The following is a 16,446-nucleotide window of genomic DNA, read 5'->3' as shown; positions in this document are numbered from 1 at the left end:
CAAGCAAAAGGGATCTCATGGCGGATAATATTACCCCCGATCCCCCAAGCAACGCACCCCTCATCCAAAGTGATGAGTTTGTCATCGCCCACAGCTTCCGCGACGACGGCACATTATTGCCATCCGCACACGCCGGAGCAGCAGAAAGTGCGTGGGTTTGGAAAAGCTATGGCCTTGCCGATGCGCGGGCAAGGCGCAATCTCGAAACTGACGAAAGCCTGCCAGAAGTTGTGCGGGAAGCATTGCTCTCTCCCGGCGACCAGTATCAGATCACCTATGAAGAGGGCTGGCTTTACGGTGAATTGCCGGATTTGCAGCACAAGCACTATGGTGATCCGCGGGAGCTCGGCTATTTCCGCTTCGCTTTCAATGAGCGATTCTTCATCAGTGGGCGTCGTCACCCTCTCCAATCGGTCGACGATGTACGTCAGGCTATTCTCGGCGGCAAGGTAAAGCCGAAATCGCCAATCGCTCTGTTCAACGCCATCTTCCGGCGTTTTCTCGATCTTCTAAAAATAGAGATCGCCAAACTCTCCGAAACCCTGGATTCCATCGAGGATCATATCGTCGGCGAGAACTGGCAGGGCGAGCGGGAACGTCTCGTGCCTGTCCGGCGTCAGATCGTTGTGTTTCACCGCTATCTCACGGCGGCGACAGGTCTGTTCCGTCATATTGATCACGCCGATCGCCGGGTTTTTCCCGAAGAATTGGACGATCTGATCGAAGGATTGTCGCGCCGCGCGGAAACGTTGCATGCGGAAGGCGAACAACTGCAGCAGCGTGCACGCCTGCTCCAGGACGAACTCCTGGCGAAACTCACGGATCAGTCAAACCGGTTTCTGTATGTCCTGTCGGTAATGACCGCGGTCCTTTTGCCAAGCACTGTCATAAGCGGGCTTTTCGGCATGAATACCGGTGGACTGCCGCTTGCGGAAAGTACACATGGATTCTGGCTTATTACTGCCTTGGCACTCGGTATTTCTGGAATGGTCTATCTCGTCGTGAGAAAGATCGGCGGATCGCGGAACTAGGCAAGTTTTGCCTGCGCCGGTGCCAATCGCAGCTTTCGCGCCTCATGCACCATTGACCAGGTGTAGATCGCAAGGGCTGACCAGATCAGACCGAATGCAATGAGCTGTACATGCGAGAACGGCTCGTCGAAGACAAAGATTGCAATGAAGAACACAATCGTCGGCGCAATATATTGCATCAAACCAATGGTCGTATAGCGCAGGAGCTTGGCGCCAAGGGCATAGAAGATAAGCGGCACAGCGGTTGCAAGCCCTGCAAACAGCAACAGGCCCGTGTCGTGCGGCGCACCGTTTGTGAAGTGGCTGGTGTTCTGCGTCAGGGTCCAGGCAATGAAACCGAGCGAGGGAATGGAAAGTATTAGTACCTCAAGCGTGAAACCCTGGATGGCGCCGATCGGCAGGGTTTTGCGAAAGAAACCATAAAAGCCAAAGCTGAAGGCGAGGACGAGTGAAATCCACGGGAGACCACCGGACGACACCGTCAACAGAATGACCGCGCATGCTGCCAAAGCTATGGCAACCATTTGCGCCTTCGAAAGGCGTTCGGACAGGAAGATGCCGCCAAGGACCACATTCACCAGCGGATTGATGTAATAGCCCAGTGCTGTATCTACAGTGTGATTATTGCCGATGGCCCAGACATATGTGCCCCAGTTCACGGTAATCAGACTGGCGGTCAATATAGCCATGGCCAGCATGCGCGAGGTCGTGAAGGCGACCCTCAGATCGCCAAGCAACCCAAGCCACCAAAGCAGCACGACGGCAATGGGAACCGACCAGACAATACGGTGGGCCACCACTTCCAGCGCTGGTATATGCGCGACCGATTTCAAATAGAATGGCAAGATGCCCCACAACAGATAAGCACAAAGAGCGAAAATAAAGCCCTTCTTTCCATCCGACATTCCAACGAAAGCATCGGCTGTCGAATGGTTGCCGGCTACGGCTCGATTGCTATCGATTTGTTGAGTCATGGTGCGAAGTCCTAGTCCCCGCGCGACATGCCGTCTATTGAATTCGACTGATCAATCGATCAAGCCATTTGATGTTTTCGCTCAAAATTGGGGCATGAATTCCCTAAAATGACAAAAAAATCTTTATTCAGCTGCTATTTTCCCCGCCAAATCCCGATTTTTCATCAATTTATAGACAATGGAATCCATTAACGCCTGGAAGGATGCGTCGATGATATTGTCCGAAACACCGACCGTCCACCAGCGCACGTTGCTGGAATCGGTCGACTCGACGAGCACACGCGTGATGGCCTCGGTACCGCCGTTCAATATGCGTACCTTGAAATCCGCAAGCACCAGATCAGCGATCTCGTCCTGATAGCGGCCCATGTCCTTGCGCAACGCCAGATCGAGTGCGTTGACCGGTCCATGCCCCTCAGCAACGGACATCCGCGTCTCACCATCGACCTCCATACGGACAACGGCTTCCGAGACGGTCTTGATATTGCCATTTGCATCGAAGCGCCGCTCGACCATGCAGCGGAACGAGTCGACTTTGAAGAACTCGGGGACGGTGCCGAGCGTCCGTCGCGCCAAGAGCTCAAAACTGGCATCGGCGCCTTCATAGGCGTAGCCCTCGGACTCATGTTCCTTGACCAGCGCAATCAGCGTGTCGAGCCTTGGATCCGACTTGGCCACCGGAATACCGCGACGTTCAAGTTCATTGATGAAATTGGATTTGCCGCCTTGGTCCGAAACCATGACCTTGCGACGATTGCCAACAGTTTCCGGCGGTACATGTTCATATGTCGCCGGTTCCTTGACCAAGGCCGACGCGTGAATACCGGCCTTGGTTGCAAATGCCGATGCGCCGACGAACGCACCTTGCGCATTGGGTGCACGGTTGAGCAATTCGTCGAAACTGCGCGACAAGCGGGAAAGCCCCTGGAGTTTCTCCAGGCTGATGCCGGTTTCGAAACGGTTCGCCCAATTGGGTTTCAGCATGAGCGTCGGGATGATCGTCACCAGATTGGCATTTCCGCAACGCTCACCGATACCGTTGAGTGTGCCTTGCACATGGCGGACACCCGCATCGATCGCAGCAAGCGAATTGGCGACTGCCTGCTCCGTATCGTTGTGCGCGTGAATGCCCAGATGATCGCCGGGGATCAATTTTGTGACGGCACGGACGATTTCGGCGACTTCCGCGGGCTGCGTGCCGCCATTGGTATCGCACAGCACGACCCAGCGGGCTCCTGCGTCGTAGGCAGTTTTGGCGCAGGCCAGCGCATATTCCGGGTTGGCCTTAAAGCCATCGAAGAAGTGCTCGCAGTCGACAATGGCTTCCTTGCCTGCCTCAACAGCAGCGCGAACGGAAGCATCGATGGACTCGAGGTTTTCCTCATTCGTGCAGCCGAGCGCTACGCGGACATGATAGTCCCAGCTTTTGGCGACAAAGCATATGGTATCGGCTGACGAACGGATGAGCGCTGCAAGTCCGGGATCATTGGAGGCCGAGACGCCGGCGCGTTTGGTCATGCCGAAAGCTGCGAATTTTGCATGCTTCGTACGCTTTTCGGCGAAGAAGGCGGTGTCGGTCGGGTTGGCTCCCGGATAGCCGCCCTCGACATAGTCGAAGCCGAAATCATCCAGCATGGATGCAATGACTTTCTTGTCCTCAACTGAAAAGTCGATGCCGGGCGTCTGCTGGCCATCGCGCAACGTTGTGTCGAAGAGATAGATTCGTTCTTTTGTCACTCGCCCGCCTCCCCTCGCGACCCCGATGGCGGCCACTGTTCCGTGTCATGGTCGGGGTGTTGATAGGATACCATCGTTTTCAGGAATTCTACCGATTCCGCATCGCTGTCAGATGTGTATCCGGGGAGTTTCGACAGATCATCAACATAAGGCAGTTTGTCTTCAATGCCCCACTGAAGGGTGGGCGCCAATTCTTCAGGTTCATCGAACGCACCGATAGCAAGTGCCGTGCCGTCAGGTGCTTCATAGGTCAGCGGCGTTCCGCAGTTCGCGCAAAAGCCGCGCTTGACGTGATTAGACGATTGAAACCGCTTGGGCTCGCCCCGTGTCCACTCAAAATCCGTGCCGCGCACTGATGTCAGGGGCGCGAAAAAGTTGCCGAAGGCTTTTTGACACATGCGGCAATGACAGATCGATGCATCACCGAGTGTACCCTCCACGCGAAAACGGATCGCGCCGCATTGGCAACCGCCGGTGTAGACAGGCTTGTTATCCAGACTCATCGCTTCATCTCCCAGGTCGTGACGCGTTCGCCGGTTGCGGGATCTTTTCCGTCCTTCAATTGAATGCCTTGTTCCAGCAATTCATCACGGATGCGGTCAGCCTCAGGGAAACTCTTGGCTGCAAGCAAAGACAGGCGATTGCGGATCTTGGCTTCGATTTCATTCTCGAGCTCGCGTGAGACGCTTTCTACGCTCAGATCAATGCCCAGCAGCGCGAACACGGCACGATACACCTCAGGATCGAGGACGCGCGACTTCCTGATCGATGCCAGCCAATTGATAAGGCCTGGAGTTGCCAGGTCGTCAGACAGGATATCGATAGCCTCATCCGGAACGACACCAACGCCGGCATCGCCCACATATTCACGGGCTTTGGCGAGGATGTTCTCTGCCTCCTCCAGCTTTCTGACACTGAAATCGATCGGCTCGCGATAGTTGGTCATGAGCATGGCAAGGCGCAGCACTTCGCCCGGCCATTTACGGCCACCGAACGTGTCTGTCGCCAGCAATTCATGGATCGTCACGAAATTACCGGTGCTTTTGGCCATTTTCTGACCCTCGACCTGCAGGAAGCCGTTGTGCATCCAGATATTGGCCATCCGGTCGGTGCCAAAGGCGCAGCAGGACTGGGCAAGCTCGTTTTCATGGTGAGGGAACACCAGATCGATGCCACCGGCGTGGATATCGAAAATGTTCTTCACCGGATCATCGCATTGCAGTCCGCCGCCAAATGGTTCAAGCAGCTTCGCCATCGACATGGCCGAGCACTCGATATGCCAGCCCGGGCGGCCGACACCATCGATGCCCGCGGGCGATGGCCAGCCCGGCTCCCCTTCCCTGGAGGGCTTCCACAGAACGAAATCCATCTCGTCTCGTTTGTAAGAGGCAACGTCGACGCGCGCGCCAGCGATCATGTCGTCAGATGAGCGGCGGGAGAGCAACCCGTAGCGCGGGCCCTTGGCGGCATTCATCGCCGATGGCGAAAACAATACGTGACCGTCCGCGACATAAGCAACGCCACGCTCAACGAGGCGATCGATCATCGCCGCCATTTCAGCAATATATTCGGTCGCGCGCGGTTGAGACGAAGGCTGCAGATTGCCGAGCGCTGCCACATCCGCCTGGAATTGCTCGTTGGTCAGTTCAGTGACCTTGCGGATCGCTTCATTCAAAGGCAGGTCCGGATAATCGCGGGCGGCGCGAGCGTTGATCTTGTCGTCGACGTCGGTGATGTTGCGAACGTAGTTCACATGGTTTTCGCCGTAGATATGGCGAAGCAACCGAAACAACACGTCGAAGACGATAACCGGCCGCGCATTACCGATGTGCGCATAGTCATAGACGGTCGGGCCGCAGACATACATGCGCACATTATTCGGATCGATCGGCACAAAGGTCTCCTTCGTGCGCGTGAGCGTGTTGTACAGCTTCAGTTCCTGCGGCATGTCCTGGATCTCAAAATTCGGGTTTCATCGTCAAAACGAATATCATCGCGCTGGTCTGGCGACCGGTGCGTTTTGCATCTTTATCAGGATTTTTGAGACGAAAACGGCCGGGCCAGCGAGCGCTAGCTGATAATAATCCGACAGGTAATAATAATCGTTACGGGCGACGTTTTCATGCGGGCATTTATGATCGAGTGCGGGCAAATCGTCAAGCGCTGCCGCCAAAGACGCGGTGTTGCATTTTTGCCGACTTTACGATGGTTAATCCAAATTAACCGAATAGCCCAAAATCCTCCCGGAAAGTGCCTTCTTTCCGGCCAATTTGAACGGGAATCCTGATGCCTTAGACTTTAGGGGAATAAAGGACCAAACCCATGACCGATGCCCAGCAAACGGCAAAGCCGCGCGAAAGCGCCCGCGCCGACCATCTCACCTCACAATACCGCGCGATCGGGCCAGCTGCGATCCTTGCAGCCGTTCTCAGTACCGTTCGCCAACGCCCGCAATTGAAGTTTGCTTCAATTGTTCAGGAAACGGACTAACAGACTTAAACCAATGCCGGCCATGACGAGGCCGATCAAAACGTCAAGTACGCGCCACGCGGCCGGCTTGGCAAAAATCGGCTGCAACAGCCTCGCGCCATAGCCGAGGCCGAAGAACCATATGAAGGACGCGAGCGCCGCGCCTGCGCCATAGGCCGCACGGTTCGCGCCTTCAAAGCGAGCCGACAAGCCGCCAAGCAGAACGACGGTGTCAAGATAGACATGCGGGTTGAGAAAGGTCAGCGCCAGAACGGTGCCGATCGCCACTTTCAAATTGCCGTTGCCGGTGTTCGCAGCTTTCAGTACCTCGGGGTGGAGCGCGCGCCAAAAGGCAACCGAAGCATACCAGAACAAGAATGCGGCACCGCCGAGCGTCACGACAGAGATGAGTGTAGGCGACTGCGCGATCAGCGTCCCAAGGCCTGCGACGCCTGCCGTGATCAACAGGGCGTCGGACAGCGCGCAAATAAGGCTCAAGAGGAAGACGTGCTCTCGCAGCAGTCCTTGCCGCAATATGAACGCGTTCTGGGCGCCGATGGCGATAATAAGGGACGCACCAAGAAGAAAACCGGAGAGAGCGGCTGAAAACATCGGGTAGATATCCTGGAGAATGGTTGGATTGGGGTCTTAGAACAGTTTCATCTGGCTGTCAGGCTCCGGCGGTTTGACGCGTCCTGGCTTCTTCGCTTCGGCTAAGGTCTCGACGAACCGCTCCTGGATTTCCGAACCTGTGTTGTCAACCTTGTTGACCTTGTCCGATACGGGGATCGCCTCGAAGAAATCCGCCTGAGCGGGCCTCAAGAGATCGGCGACATGGCGCGGTTCCTGCGTCTTGCAATCGAGCCACCGCGCAAAATCTTTCTGCTCTATGATAACGGGCATGCGGTCGTGGATGAAACGCAGATCCTCGCTGGCGCTTGTGGTCAGGATCGCACCGGTGTCCATTTCGGAGCCCTCTGCATTCGCCCACGGTTCATAAATGCCGGCGAATGCGATAGTTGCACCGTTGCGAGGCCGGACCCAATAGGCTTGCGATTTCCTGTTGCCGTCCCGCCGCCACTCGTAGAAACCCGAGGCCGGGATTAGCGCACGGCGGTGACGCATTGCAGTCTTGAACGATGCCTTCTCGATTGCCGTTTCCGAACGGGCATTGATCATCAGTGGATAATTTGCCGTATCCTTTATCCAGCCGGGAATAAATCCCCACCGCACCAGAAGCGCCCTGCGATCAGGCCGGTTGCTGCCCGGCGGCGGTGTTTCACCGGCGATCACCATGAGGATCGGCTGTGTCGGCGCGATATTGTAGCGTGGCGGAAACGCCTCGAGCTCCATGAGCGCGAGATAGGCCGCGATCTCTTCCGGCGTTCCGAGGAGTGAAAAACGTCCGCACATACAGTCAATGCCTGATTTGTTTTTGGGAGTGGCGATCATCCGCATTTGCGATGCAGGGTCAAGGTGGCCTTGTCAAAACTTCTCTTACCACCTACCCCTGACATATGGACCAAATTCCCCTCTCCGCAACTGTCGACGGCGTTTCGACCGTTTGCATCCGCAATCGGGCCTTCCTCTTGGTGGAGCGAGCACGCGAACCGTCAAAAGGCTGGCTGGCATTTCCGGGTGGCAGGAGAGAGCAAGGCGAGATGCCGCAAGAAGCGGCAATTCGTGAACTGCATGAAGAAACCGGCATAACAGCAACAGAAGTAACTTATCTCACGACCGTCACCTTTGATTACTCGACGCCGGAATTTCCAACAGCGAAACCTTTCCGCCTGGCCGTCTTCCTGGCGCATGATCCAATAGGAGAAGCCATCGCTGCGGATGATGCGGCGGCCGTGCACTGGCTCCGGGTGGAGGAAATGACGAAATTCGACGTGACCGAGAGTGTTCTGGACGTCGTACGTGAATTGGCTGCCGGTTTTAAAAGTTGAGGGTATTAACCACGGACGCCTTGAAGCTGCCTAGCTTTCAGGCAACAACCTTTTCGGGGAATTGGTCTCGGGGTTATCTCGTGCGGCGTACAATAGTAATCACAGCGTTTTTGACGGCAATCGCCACGGCTGTGCCAGCTTACGCGGTCGACCCTCTATATGAGGCAAAGCTCCTACGTTTGGCTGAGGTTCTCGGATCGATCCATTCGCTGCGTAATCTTTGCGGCGAAAGGAGCAATCAATGGCGGGATCGAATGGATTCGCTGCTCCTGGCGGAGAATCCAGACCCGGCACGCCGGGCTAAGTTGATCGCCAGTTTCAATCGCGGATATCGCACGTTCAACGAAACTTACTCAACCTGCACGAGCCAGGCGATTGCGGCGATTGACCGCTACCAAATCGAAGGAACAAGGCTTTCTTCGGAGATCGTATCGGGCTATGGAAATTAACCAGGCTTTAACTGTTGAAGCCAATGAACCGCATTTTAAACAAAACGTATGGTATTGTTTAGCGGTAGTTTAAGAATTGGCTTCGGCCAAGGATGGTATATCATGAACATGACATCAACAGACCTTGATAGGTTGGTTGCAGAAGAAAAAAAGCTGGTTGCAATCGAATATCAGAATGAAGTCTGGGCTGATGGCACGCTTGAAGGTATCGAGCCTGAAATTATGGCCGAAGCCGCTTTTGCCACCGCATTGACCGAACTGATCCGTGATAACGGCGAGGTGTCCGCATTGGCCTTGCTCGATGGCTTGCGTGAACGTATTTCTGCGGGTGAATTTTCATCGAATCGCATTCTGCAATAATTGGTGATCCTGCATGCCTGAAAAGCACTTTTCCGCTTCCGCGATCGCCGGAACCTTTTTTCTAGCGGCAGCGGTTTGTGCTTTCTCCGTTCCGGCTTTCGCTGCCGGCGTCGATACGCCGATGCAACTCGCCTTGAGCGAGATCAAAAAAGAAGAGCTGCCCAAAGCCACCGAACCAGCGAAGCCCGGTGCTGAACAGAAACCAGCTGGCGAAACGCAGACCCAACCCTCCTCTCCCGAAAAGCCCAACGCAACACCGGAGCAGCCTGCGCAGGCACCGGCAGCGACGGATGATGACGGTGCTGCTGCACAGAGCAACAATCCTGCCATGCCGAATGCCAAGGAAGGCGCAGCAGCGCCTCAGGTCGAATACGACGTCGCCAAACTGCCTTTCCCAGTGCAGAAAATGCGCGAGCTCATTCTGACAGCAGCCAAATCCGGATCGATCGAAGCGCTTCGTCCGCTGATCGGTTCAGGCGATGATGTCACGATGCTTTCGCTGACAGATGTCGACGGCGATCCGTTGGCGTATCTGAAAAGCCTCGCCGGCGATCCAGATGGCCAGGAAATTCTCGCTATTCTGGTCGATGTGCTTGAGTCCGGTTATGTGCACCTCGATGCCGGCACGGCAGACGAACTTTACGTCTGGCCCTATTTCTTCGCCTACCCGCTCGACAAGCTCGATGCCAAGCAAAAGGTCGAACTCTTCCAGATCGTCACCGCAGGCGATTACGACGAGATGAAGCAATTCGGCACCTATGTATTCTATCGCCTTGGCATCACGCCAAAGGGGCGCTGGCGGTTTTTCGTCACCGGCGACTAATCTTACAAAGATTCATAAAAAAGTTTGCCGGGATGTCACGTTCGGCAGAGCTGTCTCGTCTTGTGTACAGGCAACTGAATGCCGCATAAGGAGATAGACAATGAAACCAAGATTGAACCTCTACAATTTCCAAGAACTCATCAAACCAATGCTCAAGATGGAAGAGAGCGTCGTTAGCAGCGGGCTGGAAATGAGCCTTATCGAGCTCGTCAAGATGCGGGCTTCGCAGATCAACGGCTGCGCCTTCTGCCTCGACATGCATTCGAAGGACGCTCGTAAGAAGGGCGAAACCGAGCAGCGCCTCTATTTGCTAAACGCATGGCGGGAATCGCCGCTCTACAGTGAACGTGAACGCGCGGCGCTAGCCTGGACGGAAGCGCTGACGCTGATATCCAAGACCCATGCTCCGGACAACGTCTATGACGTGCTGAAGGAACAGTTCACCGAGGAGGAGATCGTCAAGCTGTCCATGTTGATCGTAACCATCAATGGGTGGAACCGCCTGGCTATCGGCTTCCGCTCTGTCCATCCGGTGGAAAAAAACAGTGCCGCAGCCTGATAATAGCGCCGAGACGTTCAATCGCCTCAGACCACGTCTGACCCGCATTGCCTACCGTATGCTCGGGTCAGTCGCGGAGGCGGAGGATATCGTCCAGGAAGGCTTCATTCGCTGGCATCAGGCTGACCAGTCTGATGTCCGCAGCGAGGAAGCTTTCCTCGTGCGCACCATCACGCGGCTTTGTCTCGACCATCTCAAATCCGCGCGGGTTCGGAGAGAGACTTATGTCGGGAACTGGTTGCCCGAACCCATATTTGATCCGAGCGAAGACGAATCCGACAGCGATATTACCTTGACCTTGATGATGGCGCTGGAACGATTGTCGCCTCTGGAACGCGCAGCGTTTCTGCTGCATGACGTGTTCGGCCAAGATTTCAATCGGATTTCCGAAGCGATCAGTCGAGATCCAGCAACATGCAGACAGCTCGCGAGCCGCGCCCGCAGCCACGTCCAGAAAGCAAAACCGCGCTTCCCGGTTTCGGATGAGCAAGGCAAGAATATCGCCGCTGCCTTTTTCAAGGCATCCCGCAGTGGCGACATGCAGGCCCTGCAGTCTCTATTAGCAGACGATGTCGTGCTCTACGCCGATGGCGGCGGAATTCGCTTCGCTGCAATCGATCCGATCCATTCAATGGCAAATGTCTGCCTATTCTTCGGAGACGTTTCGCGCCGGGCAGCCTATAGTTTACCGCCATTAGTGCACGAAGGACTCATCGATGGCCTGCCCGGCTTTGTGACAGCGGAAAGTGACGGGATTCCGCAAACCACTGCGCTTGAAATTGAGGACGGCAAGATCAAGGCGATCTACGTCGTGCGGAATCCTGAAAAACTTCGTCATCTCGACTTTGCGCATTGACGCTTGGCTGGCGTTCGTTAGCGTGGCGACCATCGCCCTCCAAGGATCTTATTTATGCAATCATTGACGATGTATCAGGTGGACGCATTTACCACCGAACTCTTTAGCGGCAATCCTGCCGCAGTGCTTGTCCTCGATGATTGGTTGCCAGTAGAGACAATGCAGGCGATTGCCAGCGAGAACAATCTGGCCGAGACCGCCTTTGTGAAGCCCAATGCGAGTTGCTGGGATTTGCGCTGGTTCACGCCAGTGCACGAGGCCGATTTCTGCGGACATGCGACGCTTGCGACGGCGCATGTGCTTGCAAATGAGTTTGGCGTAGAGGGCGAGCTGGTATTCGAGACAAGAGTTGGCGCTTTGCGCGTCAACAGGAAGAACTCAGCATACCAGCTTGATTTCCCAAGCTTTCCGCCAGAACCGATTGGCGAAATTCTTCCACTGCTCAACGAAATCACTGCAGGCAACCACGTATCGGCATTCCAGAACTTCGAAAACGTCTTTGTTGTGTTGAAGAATGAGCAGGCGGTTCTCGATTTCGCCCCGGATTTACCGAGGATCACCCAACTCGATCCATTTGGGTTCGTGATTACGGCAAGGGGCGACGAACACGATTTTGTTTCGCGTTATTTTGTTCCGCATGCGGGCATTCCGGAAGATCCGGTGACAGGCTCGACACACGCAACGCTTGTGCCCTATTGGGCAGAAGAACTGGGCAAACTCAGGCTTTCGGCGTTTCAACGCTCGAAGCGCGGCGGACATCTGCTTTGTGAGCTCTTGGGTGACCGCGTGCTGCTTACCGGTTCAGCCGTTACCTTTATGAAGGCTCAGATTTACTTGCCCTGAAGCGCCTCACCGAACAACACCGGCTCGCCTCGGCTTGGTGTCACGATCTCGCCTTCCCACATGACCTTGTGACCGCGGATGATGGTACCAACAGGCCAGCCGGTTACCGTCTTGCCGTCATAAGGCGTCCAGCCAGCCTTTGACCCGACTTGCGCGTTGGTAATGGTTTCGCGCCGCTTCATATCGACGATGGTCAAATCGGCATCGTAGCCGACCGCAATACGACCCTTGCGAGCCATGCCGAACAGGCGGTTGGGGCCATGCGAGCTCAGATCAACAAAACGCTCGATCGACATACGGCCAGCGTTTACGTGGTCGAGCATGACCGGCACCAGTGTCTGCACGCCGGTCATGCCGGACGGCGACGCCGGATAGGGCTTCGATTTTTCTTCGAGCGTGTGCGGCGCATGGTCCGAACCCAATACGTCCACGATGCCCTGTGCGATACCCTTCCAAACGCCATCGCGATGCCGCGCGTCGCGTACCGGGGGGTTCATCTGCAGCAATGTTCCAAGCGTCGCGTATTGGCTGGCATCGAGGGTCAAATGATGCGGCGTTGCCTCGCAACTCGCTACATCCTTGTGATCGCCGAGGAAATCGATCTCCTCCGCAGTCGAAATGTGTAGAACATGGATGCGCGCGCCGGTTTCGCGGGCGATGCGTACGAGACGCTGAGTACATTGCAGCGCCGCGATCTCGTCGCGCCAGATTGGGTGTGAAGACGGATCTCCCGGAACGCGCAAACCTTCGCGTTCGCGCAGGCGGAATTCGTCCTCCGAATGAAAAGCGGCACGGCGGCGGGTGTTTTTCAGGATAGAACGCACCCCGTCATCGTCTTCGACAAGCAAATCGCCAGTGGACGAGCCCATGAAAACTTTGATGCCGGCAGCGCCGGGCAAACGTTCGAGCTCTGCGACATCATTTGCATTGTCGCGCGTGCCACCGACCCAGAATGCAAAGTCGCAATGCATGCGATGGTGGCCACGCCGAACCTTTTCCTCCAGCGTTTCAGCAGTGGTCGTCAGCGGTTTGGTGTTCGGCATTTCAAAGACTGCCGTCACTCCACCAAGCACTGCAGAGCGCGACCCGCTCTCCAGGTCTTCCTTGTGTTCGAGGCCCGGTTCGCGAAAATGCACCTGGCTGTCGACGACGCCCGGAAGGATATGCAAGCCGGTGGCGTCAATGATCTCGGCGGCTGAAGCGCCGCCAAGATTGCCGATGGCAGCAATGCGGCCGTTGGCGATGCCAATATCGCGCAAGCCAACACCGTCCTGGTTGACGACAATCCCGCTCCTGAAAATCGTATCGAATGTCTGAGCCATTTTGCTTTCCACTCCGGCCTTGCGAACGCGTCCCTTGCGGATTACGTAACAGGGACAGGAAAGGCAAGGGTGATCGAATGCCGCGGCTAAGTTTAAGTGGAAGAGCAGTCCTGACCGTTACGGGCGAGGATGCCGAAGATTTCCTGCAAAATCTCATCACCACCGATCTCGACACGCTGGAGCACGGCGATCTAAAACCTGGTGCCTTGCTCAATCCGCAAGGCAAGATCCTGTTCGAGTTTCTCGTTTCACGGAACGGCGGCGGCCTGCGGCTTGATACACTGCAGACCTCTGCAGATGATTTGTTGAAGAGGCTGACGCTCTATAAACTGCGCGCCAAAGTGCAAATAGCCGTGGATTCAGAGTCACTTGTTCATGTTTCCTGGGAAAATGAGTCTGGCGCTTCAGAAGCAGATTCAACAGTGCGTGACCGACGTTTTCCTCAAGCGCTCAACGTTGTGCGATGTTATGAGGGTGAGCCTTCATCAGACGTTCCAGAAACAATGTGGACCGCGCTGCGCATCGCCCATGGGGTGGCGGAAGCACCAATGGATTATACGCTCGGCGATGCCTTTCCCCATGATGTTAATCTGGACCAGACTGGCGGCGTTTCTTTCAGAAAGGGCTGTTTTGTCGGTCAGGAAGTTGTCTCGCGCATGCAGCATCGTGGAACCGCGCGAAGACGTATCCTGATTGTGACGGGAGCCTCGGACCTGCCGGCTACTGGTACATCCATAACTGCCAATGAACGCGAGATTGGCACCCTCGGCAGCGTTGCAGGATCATCTGGCCTTGGCATCGTCCGGATCGACCGCGTAAAAGACGCATTGGATAGCGGCAACCCCATTCTGGCAGGAGATATTCCGATCCACCTTGCCATTCCCTCCGAACACCGGTTTACATTTCCCGAGGCGAAGCAAGAGGCCTGATCGGGGAATAGGATGCTGCGACCGGCAAAGCCGCAACAGAGCAGTTTGAAGAAAACAGAATTTCGTGCCTGGCAGCGCATGCTCTCAGGGCGGCGACTGGATTTGCTTGACCCCTCGCCGCTCGATATTGAAATCGAAGACATCGCGCAGGGCCTGTCGCGTGTTGCGCGCTGGAATGGTCAGACAGTTGGTGAGCACGCATTCTCGGTGGCACAGCATTCGCTGCTGGTGGAAGAAATCTTCGGGAAGATCGTCCCGGAGGCGACCACGGAACAGCGCCTTGCTACTCTCCTGCACGACGCACCCGAATATGTGATCGGCGACATGATTTCACCATTTAAAGCCGTTGTTGGTGGAGATTACAAAAGCGTCGAATTGAGACTGCAACACGCTATTCATCTACGCTTTTCGCTCGCGCCCGTCGTTCACCAAACTTTACGTGCCCTGATCAAGCGGGCGGATGCGATTGCCGCCTATTATGAAGCGACGCGCCTTGCAGGGTTTGCGGAGAAGGAAGCGGTACAGTTTTTCGGGCGACCCCGCGGAATTGATCCGCAAGGTCTCGACTTGACAGCACTGGCGACCCAGAATGCACAAAATGCTTTTCTGCTGCGTTTTGCTATACTTAATGAGTCACGGGCACAGAGCCGGGGATAAGAACATGCCGCATATCGTTGTCTCTCCCTTGTCGCGTCTCGCTGAGTCTGCAACTCGTTTCGGTGCACGGGATATGATCACGCTGATCAATGCCGATACGGTCGTGCCTCGCCCCGTAGAGATTCTAGAGACGCGTCACCTGTTTCTTGGATTCAACGATATTCTCGAGCCTGCGGAAGGCATGACACACCCTGTGTCCGAACACATCACCCAGCTGATCGCGTTTGGCCAGCGCTGGGACCGCAAGGCACCCTTGCTCATCCATTGCTACGCCGGAATCTCGCGCTCGACCGCCGCTGCCTATATCACAGCGATTGCGCTTAATCCGGAGCTTGATGAAGTGTTGTTGGCGCAGAAATTGCGCCAGAATGCACCCTCTGCCACACCCAATGGCAGACTTGTAGCGCTCGCCGATGATATCCTCGTTCGCAAGGGCAGAATGGTGGATGCCATCAACGCGATCGGTCGCGGTGAAGAGGCCTTTGAGGGCACGCCATTCATTCTTCCGCTGACGGTGTAGACGTGACGGGCACACCCAATGCCGTTGAAATCAACCTGAGCGCCGCCATTGTGGCTGTAGCAAACAATGATCCGCTGATCTTGACCACACCTTCTGGCGATGACAACGAGCGCGACGAGCTGCCCTTCGGCCCGTTCAACCCGCTGTTGCATCGAACTTTCGAGACCGGACTGCGTGAGTGGGTGGCGGAGCAGACGCCTTTACGCCTTGGGTATGTTGAACAGCTCTACACCTTCGGTGATCGTGGCCGCCACAAAACCGCCGAAGATCGCGACCTGCACATTGTTTCCGTCGGTTATCTTGCGCTGACGCGCATAACCGATGACGGAGATGCGCTTCGCAAATCCGGTGCTCGCTGGCGCAGTTGGTACTCGTTCTTGCCTTGGGAAGACTGGCGCGTCGGCAAGCCCGCCATGATCGACGAAACCATCCGTCCCGCTCTGCATGCCTGGGCCGACAAGAGTGGGCTTCCCGCGCGGCTAAGCCGTTTCCGGCTCGCATTCGGAGACGATGGAATTATGTGGGATGAAGAGCGAGTACTTGAACGTTATGAACTCCTGTACGAAGCGGGACTGATAGAGGAGGCAGCGCGGGATGGGCGGGCGGAAGGCACGCATCTTTCGCGTGTCCTGGGACTTTCGATGAGTTTTGACCATCGGCGCATTCTTGCGACCGCCATCTCGCGGCTGCGCGCCAAGCTGAAATACAGGCCTGTGGTATTCGAGTTAATGCCCCCCACCTTTACCTTGACCGCCTTGCAGGAGACTGTGGAGGCGATTTCTGGTCGCCACCTGCACAAGCAGAATTTCCGCAGATTGGTCGAGACAACGGAACTGGTCGAGCCAACTGGCGCAGAACAAACGCAGGCGCGAGGCAGGCCTGCGGCACTTTATCGGTTCCGGCACAATGTGCTCGAAGAGCGCAGCGTGGCGGGATTGCGCGTTGGTGGCAGGGGATAGGAGGAAGGG

General features: G+C 55.9%; 20 protein-coding genes. 13 read left to right on the top strand and 7 right to left on the bottom strand.

Annotated features, from left to right (window positions below):
* The first annotated feature begins 17 nt into the window (after positions 1–17).
* Positions 18–1,031, top strand: a complete 1,014-nt coding sequence (locus tag LB462_RS01840; protein ID WP_224505700.1) for a CorA family divalent cation transporter — start codon at positions 18–20, stop codon at positions 1,029–1,031.
* Here LB462_RS01840 and rarD read toward each other — a convergent pair.
* The 4 genes from rarD to cysS form a co-directional block, all read right to left on the bottom strand.
* Positions 1,028–1,936 (bottom strand): EamA family transporter RarD, encoded by a 909-nt coding sequence (rarD, locus tag LB462_RS01835; protein ID WP_224506028.1) that lies wholly within the window; start codon positions 1,934–1,936, stop codon positions 1,028–1,030. The genes LB462_RS01840 and rarD overlap by 4 nt on opposite strands.
* 192 nt (positions 1,937–2,128) lie before the next feature.
* Positions 2,129–3,742, bottom strand: a complete 1,614-nt coding sequence (gene cimA / locus LB462_RS01830; protein ID WP_224505699.1) for a citramalate synthase — start codon at positions 3,740–3,742, stop codon at positions 2,129–2,131.
* Positions 3,739–4,245: a GFA family protein gene (locus tag LB462_RS01825; protein ID WP_224505698.1), complete on the bottom strand. Its 507-nt coding sequence runs from the start codon at positions 4,243–4,245 to the stop codon at positions 3,739–3,741. Before LB462_RS01825 ends, cimA begins: the two co-directional genes overlap by 4 nt.
* Positions 4,242–5,690 (bottom strand): cysteine--tRNA ligase, encoded by a 1,449-nt coding sequence (cysS, locus tag LB462_RS01820; protein ID WP_224505697.1) that lies wholly within the window; start codon positions 5,688–5,690, stop codon positions 4,242–4,244. Before cysS ends, LB462_RS01825 begins: the two co-directional genes overlap by 4 nt.
* 374 nt (positions 5,691–6,064) lie before the next feature.
* On the opposite strand from cysS, the gene LB462_RS01815 reads away from it, so the two are divergent.
* Positions 6,065–6,232 carry a transcriptional regulator gene (locus LB462_RS01815; protein ID WP_112527813.1) on the top strand — a complete coding sequence of 56 codons (168 nt, stop codon included), beginning with the start codon at positions 6,065–6,067 and terminating at the stop codon, positions 6,230–6,232.
* On the opposite strand, the gene LB462_RS01810 is transcribed toward LB462_RS01815, so the two are convergent.
* Both LB462_RS01810 and LB462_RS01805 read right to left on the bottom strand, forming a co-directional pair.
* Entirely contained in the window at positions 6,209–6,823 is a 615-nt protein-coding gene (locus LB462_RS01810) for a LysE/ArgO family amino acid transporter (protein WP_224505696.1), read from the bottom strand. The two genes, LB462_RS01815 and LB462_RS01810, sit on opposite strands and share 24 nt — an antisense overlap.
* A gap of 36 nt (positions 6,824–6,859) precedes the next feature.
* Positions 6,860–7,624 carry an SOS response-associated peptidase gene (locus LB462_RS01805; protein WP_224505695.1) on the bottom strand — a complete coding sequence of 255 codons (765 nt, stop codon included), beginning with the start codon at positions 7,622–7,624 and terminating at the stop codon, positions 6,860–6,862.
* A 104-nt stretch (positions 7,625–7,728) separates the two neighbouring features.
* Here LB462_RS01805 and LB462_RS01800 point away from each other — a divergent pair, with 104 nt between their 5' ends.
* The 7 genes from LB462_RS01800 (at position 7,729) to LB462_RS01770 (ending at position 12,050) form a co-directional block, all read left to right on the top strand.
* A complete protein-coding gene (locus LB462_RS01800) occupies positions 7,729–8,160 on the top strand; it encodes an NUDIX hydrolase (RefSeq protein WP_224505694.1) in 432 nt (143 codons plus the stop codon).
* An 80-nt stretch (positions 8,161–8,240) separates the two neighbouring features.
* On the top strand, positions 8,241–8,609 hold the full coding sequence (locus LB462_RS01795; protein ID WP_370637023.1) for a TIGR02301 family protein: 369 nt from the start codon (positions 8,241–8,243) through the stop codon (positions 8,607–8,609).
* A 102-nt stretch (positions 8,610–8,711) separates the two neighbouring features.
* Entirely contained in the window at positions 8,712–8,969 is a 258-nt protein-coding gene (locus tag LB462_RS01790; protein ID WP_112527803.1) for a hypothetical protein, read from the top strand.
* Between the two features lie 13 nt (positions 8,970–8,982).
* The gene (locus LB462_RS01785) at positions 8,983–9,792 is read left to right on the top strand and encodes a hypothetical protein (protein ID WP_224505693.1); all 810 of its coding nucleotides are present in this window, start codon (positions 8,983–8,985) and stop codon (positions 9,790–9,792) included.
* 100 nt (positions 9,793–9,892) lie between these two features.
* Entirely contained in the window at positions 9,893–10,351 is a 459-nt protein-coding gene (locus tag LB462_RS01780; protein WP_224505692.1) for a carboxymuconolactone decarboxylase family protein, read from the top strand.
* Positions 10,338–11,207, top strand: a complete 870-nt coding sequence (locus tag LB462_RS01775) for a sigma-70 family RNA polymerase sigma factor (RefSeq protein WP_224505691.1) — start codon at positions 10,338–10,340, stop codon at positions 11,205–11,207. The genes LB462_RS01780 and LB462_RS01775 overlap by 14 nt, the downstream gene beginning before the upstream one ends.
* A gap of 54 nt (positions 11,208–11,261) precedes the next feature.
* Positions 11,262–12,050, top strand: a complete 789-nt coding sequence (locus LB462_RS01770) for a PhzF family phenazine biosynthesis protein (protein ID WP_224505690.1) — start codon at positions 11,262–11,264, stop codon at positions 12,048–12,050.
* Here the strand turns inward: LB462_RS01770 and LB462_RS01765 are convergent.
* Positions 12,038–13,372: a dihydroorotase gene (locus tag LB462_RS01765; protein ID WP_255626277.1), complete on the bottom strand. Its 1,335-nt coding sequence runs from the start codon at positions 13,370–13,372 to the stop codon at positions 12,038–12,040. The two genes, LB462_RS01770 and LB462_RS01765, sit on opposite strands and share 13 nt — an antisense overlap.
* A 77-nt stretch (positions 13,373–13,449) precedes the next feature.
* Between LB462_RS01765 and ygfZ the strand changes: the two genes are divergently transcribed.
* From ygfZ to LB462_RS01745, 4 genes are read left to right on the top strand one after another with little or no spacing between them, the layout of a single operon-like run.
* A complete protein-coding gene (ygfZ, locus tag LB462_RS01760; protein WP_224505689.1) occupies positions 13,450–14,301 on the top strand; it encodes a CAF17-like 4Fe-4S cluster assembly/insertion protein YgfZ in 852 nt (283 codons plus the stop codon).
* 12 nt (positions 14,302–14,313) lie between these two features.
* On the top strand, positions 14,314–14,958 hold the full coding sequence (locus LB462_RS01755; RefSeq protein WP_224505688.1) for a YfbR-like 5'-deoxynucleotidase: 645 nt from the start codon (positions 14,314–14,316) through the stop codon (positions 14,956–14,958).
* A gap of 4 nt (positions 14,959–14,962) precedes the next feature.
* Positions 14,963–15,478: a tyrosine phosphatase family protein gene (locus tag LB462_RS01750; protein WP_224505687.1), complete on the top strand. Its 516-nt coding sequence runs from the start codon at positions 14,963–14,965 to the stop codon at positions 15,476–15,478.
* A 2-nt stretch (positions 15,479–15,480) separates the two neighbouring features.
* Positions 15,481–16,437 carry an NUDIX hydrolase gene (locus tag LB462_RS01745; RefSeq protein WP_224505686.1) on the top strand — a complete coding sequence of 319 codons (957 nt, stop codon included), beginning with the start codon at positions 15,481–15,483 and terminating at the stop codon, positions 16,435–16,437.
* The last annotated feature ends 9 nt before the right edge of the window (positions 16,438–16,446 follow it).

Source organism: Phyllobacterium chamaecytisi (assembly GCF_020164455.1).
In the GTDB taxonomy this organism is placed as follows: Bacteria; Pseudomonadota; Alphaproteobacteria; order Rhizobiales; family Rhizobiaceae; genus Phyllobacterium; species Phyllobacterium chamaecytisi.
Note: the sequence above shows the minus strand (reverse complement) of the source record. Positions and strands in the feature narration are given on the sequence as shown.

What these genes read in the sequence shown, in the direction of transcription:
- LB462_RS01765 (WP_255626277.1), bottom strand. Translation starts at nt 13,372, where the DNA reads ATGGCTCAGACATTCGATACGATTTTCAGGAGCGGGATTGTCGTCAAC.
- LB462_RS01750 (WP_224505687.1), top strand. Translation starts at nt 14,963, where the DNA reads ATGCCGCATATCGTTGTCTCTCCCTTGTCGCGTCTCGCTGAGTCTGCA.
- rarD (WP_224506028.1), bottom strand. Translation starts at nt 1,936, where the DNA reads ATGTCGGATGGAAAGAAGGGCTTTATTTTCGCTCTTTGTGCTTATCTG.
- LB462_RS01785 (WP_224505693.1), top strand. Translation starts at nt 8,983, where the DNA reads ATGCCTGAAAAGCACTTTTCCGCTTCCGCGATCGCCGGAACCTTTTTT.
- LB462_RS01810 (WP_224505696.1), bottom strand. Translation starts at nt 6,823, where the DNA reads ATGTTTTCAGCCGCTCTCTCCGGTTTTCTTCTTGGTGCGTCCCTTATT.
- LB462_RS01805 (WP_224505695.1), bottom strand. Translation starts at nt 7,624, where the DNA reads ATGTGCGGACGTTTTTCACTCCTCGGAACGCCGGAAGAGATCGCGGCC.
- LB462_RS01770 (WP_224505690.1), top strand. Translation starts at nt 11,262, where the DNA reads ATGCAATCATTGACGATGTATCAGGTGGACGCATTTACCACCGAACTC.
- LB462_RS01800 (WP_224505694.1), top strand. Translation starts at nt 7,729, where the DNA reads ATGGACCAAATTCCCCTCTCCGCAACTGTCGACGGCGTTTCGACCGTT.
- LB462_RS01815 (WP_112527813.1), top strand. Translation starts at nt 6,065, where the DNA reads ATGACCGATGCCCAGCAAACGGCAAAGCCGCGCGAAAGCGCCCGCGCC.
- LB462_RS01825 (WP_224505698.1), bottom strand. Translation starts at nt 4,245, where the DNA reads ATGAGTCTGGATAACAAGCCTGTCTACACCGGCGGTTGCCAATGCGGC.
- LB462_RS01840 (WP_224505700.1), top strand. Translation starts at nt 18, where the DNA reads ATGGCGGATAATATTACCCCCGATCCCCCAAGCAACGCACCCCTCATC.
- LB462_RS01755 (WP_224505688.1), top strand. Translation starts at nt 14,314, where the DNA reads ATGCTGCGACCGGCAAAGCCGCAACAGAGCAGTTTGAAGAAAACAGAA.
- ygfZ (WP_224505689.1), top strand. Translation starts at nt 13,450, where the DNA reads ATGCCGCGGCTAAGTTTAAGTGGAAGAGCAGTCCTGACCGTTACGGGC.
- cysS (WP_224505697.1), bottom strand. Translation starts at nt 5,690, where the DNA reads ATGCCGCAGGAACTGAAGCTGTACAACACGCTCACGCGCACGAAGGAG.
- LB462_RS01790 (WP_112527803.1), top strand. Translation starts at nt 8,712, where the DNA reads ATGAACATGACATCAACAGACCTTGATAGGTTGGTTGCAGAAGAAAAA.
- LB462_RS01780 (WP_224505692.1), top strand. Translation starts at nt 9,893, where the DNA reads ATGAAACCAAGATTGAACCTCTACAATTTCCAAGAACTCATCAAACCA.